We start from the raw sequence: 17,078 nt of genomic DNA on the forward strand, positions 1-17,078 counted from the left end.
CGAAGTTGCTCCGTCCATGACTCAACGCCCGGGCCCCCGCCCCCTCTCCGACGAAGCCCTCTCCGACCTCCTCGGCAAGCAGCAGTTCGGCACGCTCGCCAGTGTCAAGCGCGATGGCCGGCCCCACCTGACGACCATGGTCTACAGCTGGGACCGCGAGGCCCGGATCGTGCGGTTCTCGACCACGGCTGACCGCGTCAAGGTCAAGCACCTGAGACGCGACCCGCGTGCGGCGCTGCATGTGCAGGGCGGTGACGTGTGGTCGTTCGCCGTCGCGGAGGGGGAGGCCGAGGTCTCGGAGGTCACCACGGTTCCCGGGGACGCGGTCGGGCGGGAGCTGCTCGGGATGATCCCGCAGGGCGCGAGGCCGGAGGACGAGGGCGCGTTCCTGGAGGAGTTGGTCGCCGAGCGCCGGGTGGTCGTCCGGTTGAGGGTGGACCGACTGTACGGGACGGCGCTCGACATCGACGGATAGTCCCACGGGTGCTCGGCAACGCCCCTTTCCGACCTCGTCGGGTGAGCGGCGCCCCTCGACGGAGGGCGGCCCCGCGGTGGTCCGCTAACGGCGCGGTCGGCGCACGCGCGAGGAGCGGGGTCTGGAGGGGGCATCTCGCTGGGGCGCGCTCGGGCACCAGCCCTTGCACACGGGGATCGTGGCGCCGGACCCGGAAGCACCGGGGTTGTCGATGGTGTCGTGCTCGCCTTGGATCGGTTTGTCGCACCGCGCGCAGTACACCGGCACCTCTCCTTCCGTTCTCCGGGCAGGGCCCGAAGTCGCCTCGTGGCCGGTGCTGCTCACTCCGCTACCTCTGCCAGATTCCGCTTGCCCGCGGCGATCAGCCGGGCTACGTCGATGACGTTGCACAGCGCACCGGGCGACCGCATCGGGACCGCCCAGTAGGAGGACCAATGCTCCGGGTATCCGCGGTTGGCGTTGAGGCGGGGGACACCCAGGTAGGTGTCGAGGCCCAGGCAGTCCACGCCGAGAGTGCGCCAGGACGCGGCCGCCTTGTGCCATCGGATGGGCGTGCTGCCAGGTACGAGCACGTAGTACCGCTGTCTGTGCTGGTCGAAGATGACGGGTCCCTCATTGAGCGTCTCGCCGAGGAACTCGTCGAGCATGACGTCGACGAGGTAGTCCTTCGATTCCTCCAGCCGGGCCGCACTCATCACCAGCTCACGCGGGATCCGGACAGCGGAGAACCGGGCCCCGAGAGGCAGCAGCACCACCCCGTTCTCGCCCCATTCCCCGCGGGCCTGCTCGGGCTCCGAGTGCGCGGACAGCAGCCACCGTTCCACGGCCGGCCTGTTGTCCGGGCTGTGCGTCCCGGGCGCGGTCACGGCACTGATCATGCGGAGGCCTTTGCCGTGCGGCGTCGGCGGCCGAGACCGGCCGTGGACGTACGGGCCTGCCGGTACGTGTCGTGCAGCTGGTCGTGCAGCTGGTCGTGCGTCTCGCAGGGGAGATTGGCGTTCGCGCCTTCCTTGTTCATCGCTCGGCACGTGGTCCGGGCCGGAGCCCGGCCCAGAACCCGTTGTGCGGTGCTGCGCACAACCGAGAGGTCCGGCGGAACTTCGGCCGCGGTGGACAGGGCTGTAACGGTCACGGTGTCGACGCTCCTCGCAGCGGGGGCCACGCCCCGGGAGTTCGGTGTCTCGCCGGGGTTCTGTCGTGACTCCTGACGTTAGGAAGCGGCGGCTCCTGGTCGCTACGAAGTTGCATTGAATTACACGGCAGTTGAGCATTGTGGGTGACAGCGGGCAGGCGCTCTTGACCGTGTGAGCAGTGCGTATGACTGTGGTGTAAATCGCTGCAATCGACCAGCGCGGAAGGCCGACCGCCATGAACATTCACTTCGTCGGAATCGACCCTGACACGGACGAGGACGGGTGCCCGACAGTCTGGGTGGACACGGATACGTCAGACCTGCTGATCCAGAGCTACGAGGCAGACCAGGAGACGACCGTGACCTGCGACAGGCTGTCTCCGGCCAGGGCACCCATCCCGCCTGGCGAGACGGTCATCAGGATCCCGGCCCGAATGGTCCCGATCATCAGGAAGGCGTGCGATGAGCTCGATCCCGGACTTCGGTGAACTCCTCGCCGGCGCCGAGAAATCCGCTGTCCACCTGGAGATGCGCGATGCCTACTTCAGCAACCCGCGCTTCGAGGCCTGGCAGCGCGGCGACCGCGTCGAATGGGAGAACCGGGCCTCTTGGTGGCGGCCCTTCCATCAGGACATCGCCGACAGTGTCGCCCGGGGCGTAACCGTGCGCCGAGCCCGCGTCGTGTCCGAGCCGGTCACCGACTACATCCGCTGGGAGCACTACCAAACCGCCGCCAATATCGAGGCGGGAGAGCTGGTGCGCTGGCTGCCACGACGCAGCGCGTGGGACCTGTTGCTGCCAGGCAGCGACTTCTGGATCTTCGACGGTGAACTCGTGCGCGTCCACCACTTCACCGGTGACGGGCACTGGAGCGGCAAGGAACTATGCGGCGACCCAGCCGTGGTGGAACAGCACGCCGCTGCGTTTGAGAGAGTCTGGGAGCGGGCCGTTCCGCACGACGAGTACGAGATCAAGTAACCAGCCATGTCCACTTTCCCCACGTCCAGCGTGCAGGAAGCACGCGCGGCTCTCGCCGCTCGTCTGCGGGAGCTGCGCCTGGACGCGGGCATCACCGGCAAGGAACTCGCCAACCGCTGCGGTTGGTCCGTCGCCAAGTCCTCGCGCATCGAGAACGCCGTCACCGCTCCGTCGGACGCGGACGTCCGCGCCTGGTGCACTGCCTGCGGCGCCGGCGACCAGGCACCGGACCTGATCGCTGCCAACCGCCAGGCCGACTCCATGTACGTCCAGTGGAAGCGACTTCAGCGGACCGGCATGAAGCAGTTGCAGGAGGCCTCCACACCGCGTTACGAAAGCACCCGCCTGTTCCGTGTGTACGCCTCCCATGTGATCCCCGGCTACCTCCAGACACCCGGCTACGCAACTGCTCTCATGGGCACCATCGCGGGCTTTCGCGGCACCCCGGACGATGTGAGCGAGGCCGTCGAGGCCCGCCTGCGCAGGTCGCGCGTCGTTCATGAAGGAGACCACCGATTCGCGACGCTCATCGAGGAGCACGTCCTTCACCACCGCGTCGGCGACACGGAGGTCATGGCCGGCCAACTGGGCAGCCTCCTCGCCACCATGGCGCTCCCTTCGATGTCGTTGGGGATCATCCCGGCCACGGTTTCCCGGGAACAGGTCATGTGGCCGCTGGAGCAGTTCACGGTCTTCGACGATGTGCGTATCCATGTGGAGCTGCTGGCCGCGAAGGTGACCGTTACGGAACCGGGAGAGCTGGACATCTACCTTCGAGGGTTCGCGCGGCTCACCGAACTCGCCGTCTACGGAGCGGAGGCCCGCACGCTGATCCTGCGTGCGATCGAGGCCCTGCGCTGACTTCGTAAGAGCAGGAAGATGCCCATCGGGGTCCCGTCTCGGCGCCTGGAGGCTGTAGCCGTCCGGGCAGCCACCTCACATTTTCATGCAAGCATGCTTGATTGTTTCTGACCCCGCTGCCATGCTCCTCAGCACGTCGCACCACCCCGCACCACCCCGCACACCGCCGTGCCCCAGGGAGCGCCCGTGTCCGATCCGACGTCCGTGATCGACGACCTGCGCGAGGAGAGCGAGGAACTCGACCACCTCGTGGCCGGGGCGAGCGAGCCGCGCTGGGCGCTCGCGACCCCCGCCCCCGGCTGGACCGTCGCCCACCAGATCGCCCACCTCGCCTGGACCGACCGCTCGGCCCTGCTCGCCGTCACGGACGCCGACGGCTTCCGCGCCCTGGTCGAGAAGGCCCTCGCGGCCCCGGGCTCCTTCGTCGACGAGGGCGCCGAGGAGGGCGCGGGGCTCCCGCCCGCCGAACTGCTCGCGCGCTGGCGTGAGGGCCGTACGGCACTGGAGAAGGCGCTGCGGGCCGCCCCGCCGAAGGCGCGCTTCCCCTGGTACGGCCCACCCATGTCGGCGGCATCCATGGCGACGGCCCGCCTTATGGAGACCTGGGCCCATGGACAGGACGTGGCCGACGCCCTGGGTGTGGTGCGCCCACCCACCGACCGGCTGCGACATGTGGCCTGGCTCGGGGTGAGGACCCGGGACTTCGCCTACGGCGTGCACGGGCTGACCCCACCCGCCGAACCGTTCCGCGTCGAACTCCACGCACCCTCCGGCGACGTGTGGGCGTACGGCCCCGAGGACGCCCCGCAACGCGTCACCGGCCCCGCCCTCGACTTCTGCCTCCTGGTCACCCAGCGCGCCCACCGCGCCGACCTCGCCCTGCACGCCGACGGCCCCGACGCCGACCGCTGGCTGGACCTCGCCCAGGCCTTCGCAGGACCACCGGGCAGCGGCCGTACACCGAAGGGGGCAGCCCAGGGGCCTTCACAGGAGGCCACCCCGTGACCCTGCGCATCGGCAACGCCTCCGGCTTCTACGGCGACCGCTTCGACGCCCTTCGCGAGATGCTCACCGGCGGCGAACTCGACGTCCTCACCGGCGACTACCTCGCCGAGCTGACGATGCTGATCCTCGGCCGCGACCGGCTGAAGGACCCGGCCGCCGGGTACGCCCGCACGTTCCTGCGGCAGTTGGAGGACTGCCTGGGGATCGCCCACGAGCGGGGCGTGAAGATCGTCACCAACGCCGGTGGGCTCAACCCGGCCGGACTCGCCGACGCCGTACGGCACTTGGCCGACCGGCTCGGCATCCCCGTACGCGTCGCCCATGTGGGAGGTGACGACCTCACCTCCCACCACCCCGGCAGTCTCGCCGCCCACGCCTACCTCGGCGGGTTCGGCATCGCGGCGTGTCTGCGGGAGGGCGCGGACCTCGTCGTCACGGGGCGGGTGACGGACGCGGCCCTCGTCACCGGGCCCGCCGCCGCCCACTTCGGGTGGAGGGAGACGGACTACGACCGGCTCGCGGGCGCCGTCGTCGCCGGGCATGTCCTGGAGTGCGGGGCGCAGGCCACCGGCGGCAACTACGCCTTCTTCCGGGACGGCGACGTCCGCCGGCCCGGCTTCCCGCTCGCCGAACTCCACGAGGACGGCAGCTGCGTCATCACCAAGCACCCCGGCACCGGCGGCTTCGTCGATGTCGGCACCGTCACCGCCCAGTTGCTGTACGAGACGGCCGGTGCCCGGTACGCGGGGCCCGACGTCACCACCCGGCTGGACACCGTACGGCTCGGCCAGGACGGCCCCGACCGGGTGCGGATCGACGGCGTGCGCGGAGAGGCGCCCCCGCCCACCCTCAAGGTCGGCCTCAACAAGCTCGGCGGCTTCCGCAACGAGGTCGTCTTCGTGCTCACCGGCCTCGACATCGAGGCCAAGGCGGCCCTTGTGCGGGAGCAGTTGGAACCCGCCCTCGGCAAGGCCGCCGACGTGCGCTGGGAGCTGGTCCGCACCGACCGGCCCGACGCTCCGAGCGAAGAGACGGCGAGCGCGCTGCTGCGGCTCGTCGTACGGGACCCGGACCAGGACACCGTCGGGCGGGCGCTGAGCGGGGCGGCCGTGGAGCTGGCGCTCGCCAGTTACCCCGGCTTCCATGTGCTGGCCCCACCGGGGAAGGGCTCGCCCTATGGGGTCTTCGAGGATGTGTACGTCCCCCATGGGGCCGTCGACCATGTGGCGGTCCTCCATGACGGACGCCGGATTCCCGTGCCACCGCCCCACGACACCCTCGTACTCGACCGGCTGCCCGACCCCCCGCTCCCGGCGCCCCTGCCGACCGGCCCCACCCGCCACGCCCCCCTCGGCCTAGTCGCGGGCGCCCGCAGCGGTGACAAGGGCGGCAACGCCAACGTCGGGGTGTGGGCCCGCACGGACGACGCCTGGCGCTGGCTCGCACACGAGCTGACGGCCGAACGATTCCAGCAGCTGATCCCCGAGAGCCGCGAACTGCACGTCACCCGGCACCTGCTGCCCCAGCTCCGCGCCCTCAACTTCGTCGTCGAGGGCATCCTCGGCGCGGGCGTCGCCGCTCAGCACCGTTTCGACCCGCAGGCCAAGGCCCTCGGCGAATGGCTGCGCTCCCGCCACCTGGACATACCGGAGGCCCTCCTGTGACCGTCCTGACCTCCGCGCTCGACCCGAACAGCCCCGAGCACCGGGACAACCGCGAGGCGATGCTCGCCAAGCTCACCGCACTCGACGCCGAGCACGCCAAGGCCCTCGCGGGCGGCGGCGAGAAGTACGTGGCGCGGCACCGCAAACGCGGCAAGCTCCTCGCCCGCGAGCGCATCGAGCTGCTCCTCGATCCGGACACCCCGTTCCTGGAGCTGTCCCCGCTGGCGGCCTGGGGCAGTGACTACGCGGTCGGCGCCTCCCTCGTCACCGGCATCGGTGTGGTCGAGGGCGTGGAGTGCCTGATCACCGCCAACGACCCGACCGTGCGCGGGGGAGCGAGCAACCCGTGGTCGCTGAAGAAGGCCCTGCGCGCGAACGACATCGCCCTCGCCAACCGGCTGCCCTGCATCAGCCTGGTGGAGTCCGGCGGCGCCGATCTGCCGTCCCAGAAGGAGATCTTCATCCCCGGGGGCGCCATCTTCCGGGACCTGACACGGCTGTCGGCGGCCGGGATCCCGACCGTCGCCGTCGTCTTCGGCAACTCCACCGCCGGTGGCGCCTACATCCCCGGCATGTCCGACCACGTGATCATGGTCAAGGAGCGGGCGAAGGTGTTCCTCGGCGGCCCGCCGCTGGTGAAGATGGCCACGGGCGAGGAGAGCGACGACGAGTCCCTGGGCGGCGCCGAGATGCACGCGCGCGTGTCGGGCCTGGCCGACTACTTCGCCGTCGACGAGCCCGACGCGCTCCGCCAGGCCCGGCGCGTGGTCGCCCGCCTCAACCACCGCAAGGCGTACGACGATCCCGGCCCGGCCGAGCCGCCCAAGTACGCCGCCGACGAACTCCTCGGCATCGTCCCCGGCGATCTGAAGAGCCCCTTCGACCCGCGCGAGGTCATCGCCCGCATGGTCGACGCCTCCGATTTCGACGAGTTCAAGCCGCTCTACGGCACGAGCCTGACCACCGGCTGGGCCACCCTGCACGGCTATCCGGTCGGCATCCTCGCCAACGCCCAAGGGGTCCTCTTCAGCGAGGAGTCCCAGAAGGCCGCCCAGTTCATCCAGCTCGCCAACCAGCGCGACATCCCGCTGCTCTTCCTGCACAACACCACCGGCTACATGGTCGGCAAGGAGTACGAGCAGGGCGGCATCATCAAACACGGCGCGATGATGATCAACGCCGTCAGCAACAGCCGCGTCCCCCACCTCTCCGTCCTGCTCGGCGCTTCGTACGGCGCCGGCCACTACGGCATGTGCGGACGGGCCTACGACCCCCGCTTCCTCTTCGCCTGGCCCAGCGCCAAGTCGGCCGTCATGGGCCCCCAGCAGCTCGCGGGCGTGCTGTCGATCGTCGCCCGCCAGTCCGCCGCCGCCAAGGGACAGCCCTACGACGACGAGGCGGACGCCGCCCTGCGCGCCATGGTGGAGCAGCAGATCGAGTCCGAGTCGCTGCCGATGTTCCTGTCCGGGCGGCTGTACGACGACGGTGTCATCGACCCGCGCGACACCCGCACCGTCCTCGGCCTGTGCCTGTCGGCCATCCACACGGCGGCGTACGAGGGTGCGCGCGGTGGCTTCGGCGTCTTCCGGATGTGAGGGACCTTTCCGTGATCACTTCTCTGCTGGTCGCCAACCGGGGCGAGATCGCCTGCCGCGTCTTCCGCACCTGCCGCGAACTGGGCATCCGCACCATCGCCGTCCACTCGGACGCGGACGAGGGCGCCCTCCACGCACGCGTGGCCGACGCGAGCGTACGACTTCCGGGGGAGGCGCCCGCCGACACCTATCTGCGCGGCGACCTCATCGTGAAGGCCGCCGTCGCGGCCGGCGCGGACGCCGTGCACCCCGGATACGGCTTCCTCTCCGAGAACGCCGACTTCGCCCGGGCCGTCCAGGACGCGGGCCTGCTCTGGATCGGCCCGCCCCCCGAGGCCATCGAGGCGATGGCGTCCAAGACCCGCGCCAAGCAGCTCATGGGCATCCAGCCCCTCACCCACGTCACCGAAGCCGACCTGCCCGTCCTCGTGAAGGCGGCGGCGGGCGGCGGCGGACGCGGCATGCGCGTCGTACGACGGCTCGCGGACCTGGACGCCGAACTGGCCGCCGCACGCGCCGAGGCCGCGAGCGCCTTCGGCGACGGCGAGGTCTTCGTAGAGCCGTACGTCGAGAACGGCCGCCATGTCGAGGTCCAGATCCTCGCCGACACCCACGGCACGGTCCTGCCGCTCGGCACCCGCGACTGCTCCCTCCAGCGCCGCCACCAGAAGGTGATCGAGGAGGCCCCCGCACCCGGGCTCCCCGACGAACTCCGCCAGGAGCTGAGCACCCTCGCCGCACGGGCCGCCCGGGCCGTCGACTACGTGGGCGCGGGCACGGTCGAGTTCCTCGTCGCCGACGGCAGGGCGCACTTCCTGGAGATGAACACCCGCCTCCAGGTAGAACACCCCGTGACGGAGGCCGTGTTCGGCCTGGACCTGATCGCCGCACAGCTCCGGATCGCCGAAGGCCACCCACTCGAAGGCCGCCCTCTCGAAGGCCATCCCTTCGACAACGACCCGCCACGCGCGCGTGGCCACGCCGTCGAGGCCCGCCTGTACGCCGAGGACCCGTCCCGCGACTGGGCCCCGCAGACCGGCCGCCTGCACCGCCTGTCCGTACCGGAGGGCGTCCGCCTGGACACCGGCTACACCGACGGCGACACCATCGGCGTCCACTACGACCCCATGCTCGCCAAGGTCGTCGCCCACGCTCCCACGCGAGCGGAGGCCCTCCGCACACTCGCCTCCGCCCTTGAACGGGCCGTGATCCACGGCCCCGTCACCAACCGCGACCTCCTCGTCAGCTCCCTGCGGCACGAGGAGTTCACGGCGGCCCGTATGGACACCGGCTTCTACGACCGCCACCTGCCCGACCTGACCACCCCCACCACCGACCCGCACGCCCCCCTGGCAGCCGCCTTGGCCGACGCCCACACCGGCTCCCGCGCGCCCTCCCGCTTCGGCGGCTGGCGCAACGTCCCCTCACAGCCGCAGATCAAGCGCTATGCGATGGCGGGCGAGGAGCACGAGGCCCACTACCGCCACACCCGCACGGGCCTGGAGGCGGACGGCGTGACCGTCGTACACGCGGACGCCGGTCTCGTCATCCTCGAAGTGGACGGCGTACGACGACGGTTCGAGGTGTCCCGCTACGGCGACCAGCTCTACGTCAACACCACCACCCTCACCGCCCTGCCCCGCTTCCCCGACCCGACCGCCCAGCACGCCCCCGGCTCCCTCCTGGCCCCCATGCCCGGCACGGTCGTCCGAGTGGCCGACGGCCTCACCCCAGGAACCCCCGTCAAGGCCGGTGAACCGATCCTCTGGCTCGAAGCGATGAAGATGCAGCACAAGATCACAGCGCCCGTGACGGGAACGCTGAGTGAGTTGTGTGCGGTACCAGGCCAACAGGTAGAGCCGGGCGCGCTCCTGGCAGTGGTGAAGGAGGTCTCTTCTTAGGGGCGCGGGGAACTGCGCGACAAGCCACATACGGCCCGCACGCGAAAGGACTCCTCATGGACACGGAAGACCACAAGGCACTGCGAGAAGCCGTCTCAGCCCTGGGCAAACGCCACGGCCGAGGATCCGACCCCACCCAACTCTGGTCGGAAGCAGGCAAACTGGGCTACCTGGGCGTCAACCTCCCGGAGGAGCACGGCGGCGGAGGCGGCGGCATCACAGAACTCTCCCTCGTCCTCGAAGAACTCGGCGCAACAGGCTGCCCCCTCCTCATGATGATCGTCTCCCCGGCGATCTGCGGCACAGTCATCGCCCGCTTCGGCACAGACGCCCAGAAGCAAACCTGGCTCCCGGCCCTGGCCGACGGCTCCCGCCTCATGGCCTTCGGCATCACCGAACCCGACGCCGGCTCCAACAGCCACCGCATCACCACCACCGCCCGCCGCGACCAGGACACCGGCGACTGGATCCTCACCGGCCGCAAGGTCTTCGTCTCCGGCGTGGACATCGCGGACGCGACCCTCATCGTCGGCCGTACCGAGGACGCCCGCACCGGCAGCCTCAAGCCCTGCCTGTTCATCGTCCCGCGCGACACCCCCGGGTTCGGCCGCCGCGCGATCGACATGGAACTCAACGCCACCGAGAAGCAGTTCGAGCTCACCCTCGACGACGTACGGCTGCCCGCCGACGCCCTCGTCGGCGACGAGGACGCGGGCCTGCTGCAGCTCTTCGCCGGCCTCAACCCCGAGCGCATCATGACGGCCGCCTTCGCGATCGGCATGGGCCGCTACGCGCTCGCGCGGGCCATCGAGTACGCCCGCGACCGCCAGGTCTGGAAAACCCCCATCGGCGCCCACCAGGCCATCGCGCACCCCCTCGCCCAGGCGCACATCGAGCTGGAACTCGCCCGCCTGATGATGGAGAAGGCCGCCCACCTGTACGACGCGGGCGACGACATGGGTGCCGGGGAGGCCGCCAACATGGCGAAGTACGCGGCCGGGGAGGCCTGTGTGAGGGCCGTGGACCAGGCCGTGCACACCCTCGGCGGCAACGGCCTCACCCGTGAGTACGGCCTGGCGCAGCTGATAACGGCCGCGCGCGTGGCTCGTATCGCACCGGTGAGCCGGGAGATGATTCTGAACTACGTCTCCCACCAGACCCTGGGCCTGCCCAAGTCGTACTGAGACGGCCGGAGACGGCCCGCGCGAGGAGGAACCATGTTCCGCAGCGAGTACGCAGACGTCCCGCCCGTCGACCTCCCCATCCACGACGCGGTCCTGGCCCGGGCCGCGGAGTTCGGCGGCATCCCGGCACTGATCGACGGCACCGACGGCACGACCCTGTCCTACGAGCAGCTGGACCGCTTCCACCGGCGCGTCGCCGCCGGGCTCGCCGAGGCCGGGGTGCGCAAGGGCGACGTCCTCGCCCTGCACAGCCCCAACACCATCGCCTTCCCGACCGCCTTCTACGCCGCCACGCGCGCGGGAGCCACCGTCACCACCGTGCACCCGCTCGCCACCGCCCAGGAGTTCGCCAAGCAGCTGACGGACTCGGCGGCCCGCTGGATCGTCACCGTCTCACCGCTGCTGGACGTCGCGCGCCGGGCCGCCGAACTCGCGGGCGGCGTACGCGAGATCTTCGTGTGCGACAGCGCCACCGGCCACCGCTCCCTGATCGACATGCTGGCCTCCACCGCCCCCGAGCCGGTGATCGACATCGACCCCGCCGAGGACGTGGCGGCCCTCCCGTACTCCTCCGGAACCACCGGCACCCCCAAGGGCGTGCTGCTCACCCACCGGCAGATCGCCACCAACCTCGCCCAGCTCGAAGGGGCGATTCCCGCGGGCCCCGGCGACCGCGTCCTCGCCGTCCTGCCGTTCTTCCACATCTACGGGCTCACGGCCCTGATGAACGCGCCCCTCAGGAAGGGCGCCACCGTCGTCGTCCTGCCCCGCTTCGACCTGGAACAGTTCCTCGCGGCCATCCAGAACCACCGCATCACCGCCCTCTATGTGGCCCCGCCGATCGTCCTGGCCCTCGCCAAGCACCCGGCCGTCGCGCAGTACGACCTGTCGTCCCTGAAGTACATCCTCAGCGCCGCCGCACCCCTGGACGCCCGCCTCGCCGCCGCCTGCTCCGAACGGCTCGGCCTGCCGCCCGTCGGCCAGGCCTACGGCATGACGGAACTGTCGCCCGGCACCCATGTCGTCCCCCTGGACGCGATGCGCGACGCCCCGCCCGGAACCGTCGGCAAGCTCATCGCCGGCACCGAGATGCGCGTCGTCTCCCTGGACGACCCCGGCAAGGACCTTCCCGCCGGCGAGTCCGGCGAGATCCTCATCCGCGGCCCCCAGGTCATGAAGGGCTACCTCGGCCGCCCCGACGCCACCGCCGCGATGATCGACCCCGACGGCTGGCTGCACACCGGGGACGTCGGCCATGTCGACGACGACGGCTGGCTCTTCGTCGTCGACCGCGTCAAGGAACTCATCAAGTACAAGGGCTTCCAGGTGGCCCCCGCCGAACTGGAGGCCCTCCTCCTCACCCACCCGGGCATCGCCGACGCCGCCGTCATCGGCAGATACGACGACGACGGCAACGAGGTCCCGCACGCGTACGTGGTCCGCCAGCCGTCCGCCACCGGCCTCTCGGAGGCCGAGATCATGATGTTCGTCGCCGAACGCGTCGCCCCCTACAAACGGATCCGGCACGTCACCTTCATCGTCGGCATCCCCCGCGCGGCCTCCGGCAAGATCCTCCGCCGACAGCTCAGGGAGAGCACATGAGCCTCGTGACGCGCACCCGCGCGCGTGCCGTCGAGACCCTCACCCTCGACTCACCGCACAACCGCAACGCCCTGTCGGCGGCCCTGGTCGCCGAACTCGCCGACGCCCTCACCGACGCCGGCAAGGACACCGGCGTCCGCGCGATCGTCCTCACCCACACCGGCAACACCTTCAGCGCCGGCGCCGACCTCAAGGACCCACCGCCCCCCGACGCCCTGGTCGGTCTGCTCCGGCAGATCATCGAACTGCCCAAGCCGGTCCTCGCCCGCGTCACCGGCCACGTCCGCGCGGGCGGCCTCGGCCTCCTCGCCGCCTGCGACATCGCCGCCGCCTCCACCGAGGCCACCTTCGCCTTCACGGAGGTCCGGATCGGCGTCGCCCCCGCGGTCATCTCCCTGCCCCTGCTCCCGCGCACCGACCCGCGCGCCCTGGCCCGCCACTACCTCACCGGCGAACGCTTCGACGCGGCGGAGGCACAGCGCACGGGCCTGCTCACCACACACGCCGACGATGTCGACGGGGCCCTGGCCCCCATCCTGGACGGCCTGCGCAAATCGGCCCCCGACGCCCTGGCCGAGACGAAACGGCTGCTCACGGCTAGGGTGCTGGAAGCCTTCGACCGGGACGCGGCCGACCTGACCGCGCTCTCGGCCCGGCTGTTCTCCTCCGCGCAGGCCCGCGAGGGGATGACGGCCTTCCTCGAACGACGGGATGCGGCATGGGTGGTGTGAGCACGGCCGAACGTGCGGACAGGGTCCCCAAGCAGGACCGCAGCCGGGCCACCCGGCAACGGCTCCTGGAAGCCGCCGTGGCCTGCCTCGCCGAACACGGCTGGGCCGGCTCCACCGTCTCGGTCGTCGCCGAACGCGCCGGCGTCTCCCGCGGCGCCGCACAGCACCACTTCCCGACCCGCGAGGACCTCTTCACGGCGGCCGTCGAGTACGTCGCCGAGGAACGCTCCACGGCCCTGCGCGCCCTCTTCCCCGACGGCGCGTCCGGAGACCGCCACGCGGTCGTCGCCGCCCTGGTCGACCTCTACACCGGCCCCCTCTTCCGTGCCGCCCTCCACCTCTGGGTCGCCGCCTCCAACGAGGACCAGCTCCGCCCCCGCGTCACCGAACTCGAATCCCGCGTCGGCCGCGAGACCCACCGCATAGCGGTCGACCTCCTCGCCGCCGACGAATCCCTCCCCGGCGTCCGCGAAACGGTCCAGGGCCTCCTCGACATGGCCCGAGGCCTCGGCCTCGCCAACCTCCTCACCGACGACACGACCCGCCGGGAACGGGTGGTGGAGCAGTGGGCGGGGCTGCTGGAGGAGACGCTGGGCTGAGGGGGCTGTCGGTGGCGGGGGCTACGGTTCCGGCATGGGTGACCGCTTCCAGACGATCGTCGACCTCGACGCGACCGCGACCGACGCCGAACCGCTCGCCCGCCGGGTACTGGACTGGCTCGCGGCGGAGGGCGTCGTCCTCGCCGAGCGCACCGACTGCGTGCTCGGACAGCCCCTCGGACATCTCCCCGGCCCCCACTGGGAACGGGCCGTGACCGACGACTGGGACTTCGAACCCTGGGACGGACTCGCCGTCCACACCCGCCGTACGGGCTTCACCAGCGGCGCCGACATGCCGGGCGCGGCCGTCTGCCCGCACTGCGCCTCGGCCACGCCGCTGGACGACGAGACCCGGCCACGCTTCTTCACCGCCATGCAGACCTGGCACGACACCGGCACCGCGTCCGTCGACTGCCCCGCCTGCACCACGCCCGTCGCCGTCCCGGACTGGTCCTGGGACGAGGCCCCCCTGGCCTTCGGCCACCTCGGCTTCGAGTTCTGGAACTGGCCCGACCTCACCGAGGACTTCCGCACCCGTCTCGCCGGGCAGCTGGACGGCCACCGTACGGCGTACGTCTGGGGAGATATCTGAGGCCGGCCCGTCAGGGACTCAGCCGCTCCACCCGCCAGCTCCCGTCAACCTGCTCCACATACCGCAACCGGTCATGCAACCGGTTCTCCCGCCCCTGCCAGAACTCCACCGCCTGCGGGGCCACCCGGAAGCCGCCCCAGTGCGGGGGCACGGGCACCTGCTCGCCCTCCGGATAGCGGGCGGCCAGCTCGGCGTACGCGTCGTCGAGGCCGGCGCGGGTGGAGATCACGGAGGACTGCGCGCTGGCCCACGCGCCGAGCTGGGAGCCGTGCGGCCGGGTCCGGAAGTACGCCGCCGTCTCGTCCCGGCCGGTGCGCCGCGCGACACCGGTGACGAGGACCTGCCGGGCCATCGGATGCCAGGGGAAGAGCAGCGAGACGTACGGGTTCTCCGCCAGGTCGCGGGCCTTGCGGGAGTCGTAGTTCGTGTAGAAGACGAAACCCTGCTCGTCGAAGTGCTTCAGCAGAACCGTACGGGCGCTGATCCGCCCCTCGGCGTCGGCCGTCGAGACGACCATGGCGTTCGGCTCGAACAGCCCGCCGTCCGTCGCGGCCTGCTTGAACCACCGCGCGAACTGCTCGACGGGGGTCGCGGCCAGCTCGGTCTCGGAGAGCCCCTCGGCCCGGTACTGCTTGCGCATCGAGGCCAGATCGAAGGGGACGGCGTCGCGGTCGGTCACCCGGTCATCTTGCCGTATGGACGGTGTCCTTCGTCACTGCGTGGCACTGAGTGCCGTGACCCCTCCCCAAAGGTGGCACTCGGGGATATCGTTCTGATGCCGATCCGGTTGGGTGACCGCCAGCCGCACGGGGCATCACAGGGGAGACCGGCCAGGGCCGCGAGTCGCCGCGACGACCGTGGATCCTCCGGACGGCCGCCCGCTTCGCAAGCTGACTGACACATGGTTCACCCGTCTCACCCCACCAGACACCATCTGTCACTTACATCACGAGGAGCCGCCTGATGTCCGACTTCGTACCCGGGCTCGAGGGAGTAGTCGCGTTCGAGACGGAGATCGCCGAACCCGATAAGGAGGGCGGCGCACTCCGGTACCGGGGCGTCGACATCGAGGACCTCGTCGGGCATGTCTCCTTCGGCAACGTCTGGGGCCTGCTCGTCGACGGCGCCTTCAACCCCGGCCTGCCGCCCGCCGAGCCGTTCCCCATCCCGGTCCACTCCGGTGACATCCGCGTCGACGTCCAGTCGGCCCTGGCCATGCTGGCCCCGGTCTGGGGCCTCAAGCCGCTCCTCGACATCGACGAGGAGCAGGCCCGCGCCGACCTCGCCCGCGCCGCCGTCATGGCCCTCTCCTACGTCGCCCAGTCGGCCCGCGGCCAGGGCCTGCCCATGGTCCCGCAGCGTGAGATCGACAAGGCGCAGTCCGTCGTCGAGCGCTTCATGATCCGCTGGCGCGGCGAGCCGGACCCCAAGCATGTGGCGGCGGTGGACGCGTACTGGACGAGCGCGGCCGAGCATGGCATGAACGCGTCCACGTTCACGGCCCGCGTGATCGCCTCGACGGGCGCGGACGTGGCGGCGGCCCTCTCCGGCGCCGTGGGAGCCATGTCCGGCCCGCTGCACGGCGGCGCCCCCTCCCGCGTCCTCGGCATGATCGAGGAGATCGAACGCACGGGCGACGCCGAGGCCTATGTGAAACAGGCCCTCGACAAGGGCGAGCGCCTCATGGGCTTCGGCCACCGCGTCTACCGCGCCGAGGACCCCCGGGCCCGGGTCCTGCGCCGCACCGCCCGCGAACTCGGCGCCCCCCGCTTCGAGGTCGCCGAGGCCCTGGAGAAGGCGGCCCTCGCGGAACTCCACGCCCGCCGCCCCGACCGCGTCCTCGCGACGAACGTCGAGTTCTGGGCGGCCATCGTCCTGGACTTCGCCGAGGTCCCGGCGCACATGTTCACGTCCATGTTCACCTGCGCCCGCACGGCCGGCTGGTCCGCCCACATCCTCGAGCAGAAGCGCACCGGCCGCCTGGTCCGCCCCTCGGCCCGCTACGTCGGCCCGGGCACCCGCGACCCCCGCGACATCGAGGGCTACGGCGACATCGCCCACTGACCCCACCCGAGCCCACCACCCCGACGGCCATCACCCGGAGCGCAGCGCCCCGCGTGATGGCCGTTCGCCGTCCCGCCGGCGCCCCTACTCCCCGAGCCGGTCCAGCTCCTCCCCGATCGCCTCCCGCAGCGGGGCATGCCGCGCCCCGAGCGCATACCGCTCCTCGCTCCACCGCTCCCGCGGATAGAGCCACACGGGCAGCCGTACGAGATCCTCGGGCTCCCAGTCGTACCGCGGCCACACATGCGCGTGCAGAAACCCCTCGGCATTCCCGAGAATCTCCAGATTGACCCGCCGAAACCCCGACTCCACCCGCCGACAGGCCCGCTCGACGGCCTCCCCCAGCCGGTCCATGTTCCCCAGAAACGCCAGCCGCCTGCCCCGGGGCAGCTCCGACAACCGCCGCACCGCCGGATCATCCGTCAGCAGCACCGAGTACCCGGGCAGAAACTGCACGTCCCCGATCGCCGCGAACCCGGCGTCCAGCCTCCGCAGCACGGCTGGATTCTCACCCCGCAGCGCACTGCCGACCCGGTCCTCACGCCATCCGCCCATCACGAACCACCCCCGAAAACGCAGACGACCCGCGAGCCTGGTCCTCCTGTGGAGGGCCGGCCGGACGTACCGGCGGCTCGCGGGTCGGGTGACTGCTGGAGATTGGGCCGGCTGCGCGCTTCGCTCACGCGCTGGTCCGG

17 protein-coding genes are annotated in these 17,078 nt (G+C 71.2%); 13 read left to right on the top strand and 4 right to left on the bottom strand.

The features are described 5' to 3' along the window. Positions 1-16: 16 nt before the first annotated feature. Positions 17-475 (top strand): pyridoxamine 5'-phosphate oxidase family protein, encoded by a 459-nt coding sequence (locus NNW99_RS21300; RefSeq protein ID WP_215120722.1) that lies wholly within the window; start codon positions 17-19, stop codon positions 473-475. Between the two features lie 320 nt (positions 476-795). On the opposite strand, the gene NNW99_RS21305 is transcribed toward NNW99_RS21300, so the two are convergent. Together NNW99_RS21305 and NNW99_RS21310 are read right to left on the bottom strand one after the other, a co-directional pair. After that, positions 796-1,353, bottom strand: a complete 558-nt coding sequence (locus NNW99_RS21305; protein WP_215120723.1) for a hypothetical protein — start codon at positions 1,351-1,353, stop codon at positions 796-798. Then, positions 1,350-1,493, bottom strand: a complete 144-nt coding sequence (locus tag NNW99_RS21310) for a hypothetical protein (protein WP_215120724.1) — start codon at positions 1,491-1,493, stop codon at positions 1,350-1,352. Before NNW99_RS21310 ends, NNW99_RS21305 begins: the two co-directional genes overlap by 4 nt. Before the next feature lie 576 nt (positions 1,494-2,069). Here NNW99_RS21310 and NNW99_RS21320 point away from each other — a divergent pair. The 11 genes from NNW99_RS21320 (at position 2,070) to NNW99_RS21370 (ending at position 14,319) form a co-directional block, all read left to right on the top strand. Continuing rightward, positions 2,070-2,585: a DUF6879 family protein gene (locus NNW99_RS21320; RefSeq protein ID WP_215120725.1), complete on the top strand. Its 516-nt coding sequence runs from the start codon at positions 2,070-2,072 to the stop codon at positions 2,583-2,585. Positions 2,586-2,591: 6 nt separating this feature from the next. Beyond that, positions 2,592-3,446, top strand: coding sequence for a helix-turn-helix transcriptional regulator (locus NNW99_RS21325; protein WP_215120726.1), 855 nt, complete (start codon positions 2,592-2,594; stop codon positions 3,444-3,446). Positions 3,447-3,632: 186 nt separating this feature from the next. After that, positions 3,633-4,451: a TIGR03084 family metal-binding protein gene (locus NNW99_RS21330; RefSeq protein WP_215120727.1), complete on the top strand. Its 819-nt coding sequence runs from the start codon at positions 3,633-3,635 to the stop codon at positions 4,449-4,451. Beyond that, positions 4,448-6,115, top strand: coding sequence for an acyclic terpene utilization AtuA family protein (locus NNW99_RS21335; RefSeq protein WP_215120728.1), 1,668 nt, complete (start codon positions 4,448-4,450; stop codon positions 6,113-6,115). Before NNW99_RS21330 ends, NNW99_RS21335 begins: the two co-directional genes overlap by 4 nt. Then, positions 6,112-7,710: an acyl-CoA carboxylase subunit beta gene (locus tag NNW99_RS21340; RefSeq protein WP_215120729.1), complete on the top strand. Its 1,599-nt coding sequence runs from the start codon at positions 6,112-6,114 to the stop codon at positions 7,708-7,710. Before NNW99_RS21335 ends, NNW99_RS21340 begins: the two co-directional genes overlap by 4 nt. An 11-nt stretch (positions 7,711-7,721) precedes the next feature. Further along, entirely contained in the window at positions 7,722-9,611 is a 1,890-nt protein-coding gene (locus NNW99_RS21345) for a biotin carboxylase N-terminal domain-containing protein (protein ID WP_215120730.1), read from the top strand. Between the two features lie 56 nt (positions 9,612-9,667). Continuing rightward, a complete protein-coding gene (locus tag NNW99_RS21350) occupies positions 9,668-10,795 on the top strand; it encodes an acyl-CoA dehydrogenase family protein (protein ID WP_215120731.1) in 1,128 nt (375 codons plus the stop codon). 33 nt (positions 10,796-10,828) lie between these two features. Further along, entirely contained in the window at positions 10,829-12,397 is a 1,569-nt protein-coding gene (locus NNW99_RS21355; RefSeq protein WP_215120732.1) for a 4-coumarate--CoA ligase family protein, read from the top strand. After that, the gene (locus NNW99_RS21360) at positions 12,394-13,128 is read left to right on the top strand and encodes an enoyl-CoA hydratase family protein (RefSeq protein ID WP_215120733.1); all 735 of its coding nucleotides are present in this window, start codon (positions 12,394-12,396) and stop codon (positions 13,126-13,128) included. Before NNW99_RS21355 ends, NNW99_RS21360 begins: the two co-directional genes overlap by 4 nt. Beyond that, the gene (locus NNW99_RS21365) at positions 13,116-13,727 is read left to right on the top strand and encodes a TetR/AcrR family transcriptional regulator (RefSeq protein ID WP_215120734.1); all 612 of its coding nucleotides are present in this window, start codon (positions 13,116-13,118) and stop codon (positions 13,725-13,727) included. The genes NNW99_RS21360 and NNW99_RS21365 overlap by 13 nt, the downstream gene beginning before the upstream one ends. A 34-nt stretch (positions 13,728-13,761) precedes the next feature. After that, complete coding sequence (locus tag NNW99_RS21370; protein ID WP_215120735.1) at positions 13,762-14,319, top strand: hypothetical protein; 558 nt, start codon at positions 13,762-13,764, stop codon at positions 14,317-14,319. A 10-nt stretch (positions 14,320-14,329) separates the two neighbouring features. On the opposite strand, the gene pdxH is transcribed toward NNW99_RS21370, so the two are convergent. Continuing rightward, complete coding sequence (gene pdxH, locus NNW99_RS21375; RefSeq protein WP_215120736.1) at positions 14,330-14,998, bottom strand: pyridoxamine 5'-phosphate oxidase; 669 nt, start codon at positions 14,996-14,998, stop codon at positions 14,330-14,332. A 284-nt stretch (positions 14,999-15,282) separates the two neighbouring features. On the opposite strand from pdxH, the gene NNW99_RS21380 reads away from it, so the two are divergent. After that, complete coding sequence (locus NNW99_RS21380) at positions 15,283-16,383, top strand: citrate synthase 2 (protein ID WP_215120737.1); 1,101 nt, start codon at positions 15,283-15,285, stop codon at positions 16,381-16,383. An 84-nt stretch (positions 16,384-16,467) separates the two neighbouring features. Here NNW99_RS21380 and NNW99_RS21385 read toward each other — a convergent pair whose 3' ends face one another. After that, the gene (locus NNW99_RS21385; protein WP_370869151.1) at positions 16,468-16,938 is read right to left on the bottom strand and encodes a diadenosine tetraphosphate hydrolase; all 471 of its coding nucleotides are present in this window, start codon (positions 16,936-16,938) and stop codon (positions 16,468-16,470) included. Positions 16,939-17,078 lie beyond the last annotated feature (140 nt).

The organism is Streptomyces sp. CRCS-T-1, from assembly GCF_024442335.1.
In the GTDB taxonomy this organism is placed as follows: Bacteria; Actinomycetota; Actinomycetes; order Streptomycetales; family Streptomycetaceae; genus Streptomyces; species Streptomyces koelreuteriae.

Excerpts from the sequence above, each read along its gene's own strand:
- NNW99_RS21300 (WP_215120722.1), top strand. The coding sequence starts at position 17 with ATGACTCAACGCCCGGGCCCCCGCCCCCTCTCCGACGAAGCCCTCTCC.
- NNW99_RS21325 (WP_215120726.1), top strand. The coding sequence starts at position 2,592 with ATGTCCACTTTCCCCACGTCCAGCGTGCAGGAAGCACGCGCGGCTCTC.
- NNW99_RS21355 (WP_215120732.1), top strand. The coding sequence starts at position 10,829 with ATGTTCCGCAGCGAGTACGCAGACGTCCCGCCCGTCGACCTCCCCATC.
- NNW99_RS21310 (WP_215120724.1), bottom strand. The coding sequence starts at position 1,493 with ATGAACAAGGAAGGCGCGAACGCCAATCTCCCCTGCGAGACGCACGAC.
- NNW99_RS21350 (WP_215120731.1), top strand. The coding sequence starts at position 9,668 with ATGGACACGGAAGACCACAAGGCACTGCGAGAAGCCGTCTCAGCCCTG.
- NNW99_RS21320 (WP_215120725.1), top strand. The coding sequence starts at position 2,070 with ATGAGCTCGATCCCGGACTTCGGTGAACTCCTCGCCGGCGCCGAGAAA.
- NNW99_RS21370 (WP_215120735.1), top strand. The coding sequence starts at position 13,762 with ATGGGTGACCGCTTCCAGACGATCGTCGACCTCGACGCGACCGCGACC.
- NNW99_RS21305 (WP_215120723.1), bottom strand. The coding sequence starts at position 1,353 with ATGATCAGTGCCGTGACCGCGCCCGGGACGCACAGCCCGGACAACAGG.
- NNW99_RS21360 (WP_215120733.1), top strand. The coding sequence starts at position 12,394 with ATGAGCCTCGTGACGCGCACCCGCGCGCGTGCCGTCGAGACCCTCACC.
- NNW99_RS21365 (WP_215120734.1), top strand. The coding sequence starts at position 13,116 with ATGGGTGGTGTGAGCACGGCCGAACGTGCGGACAGGGTCCCCAAGCAG.
- NNW99_RS21385 (WP_370869151.1), bottom strand. The coding sequence starts at position 16,938 with ATGGGCGGATGGCGTGAGGACCGGGTCGGCAGTGCGCTGCGGGGTGAG.
- NNW99_RS21380 (WP_215120737.1), top strand. The coding sequence starts at position 15,283 with ATGTCCGACTTCGTACCCGGGCTCGAGGGAGTAGTCGCGTTCGAGACG.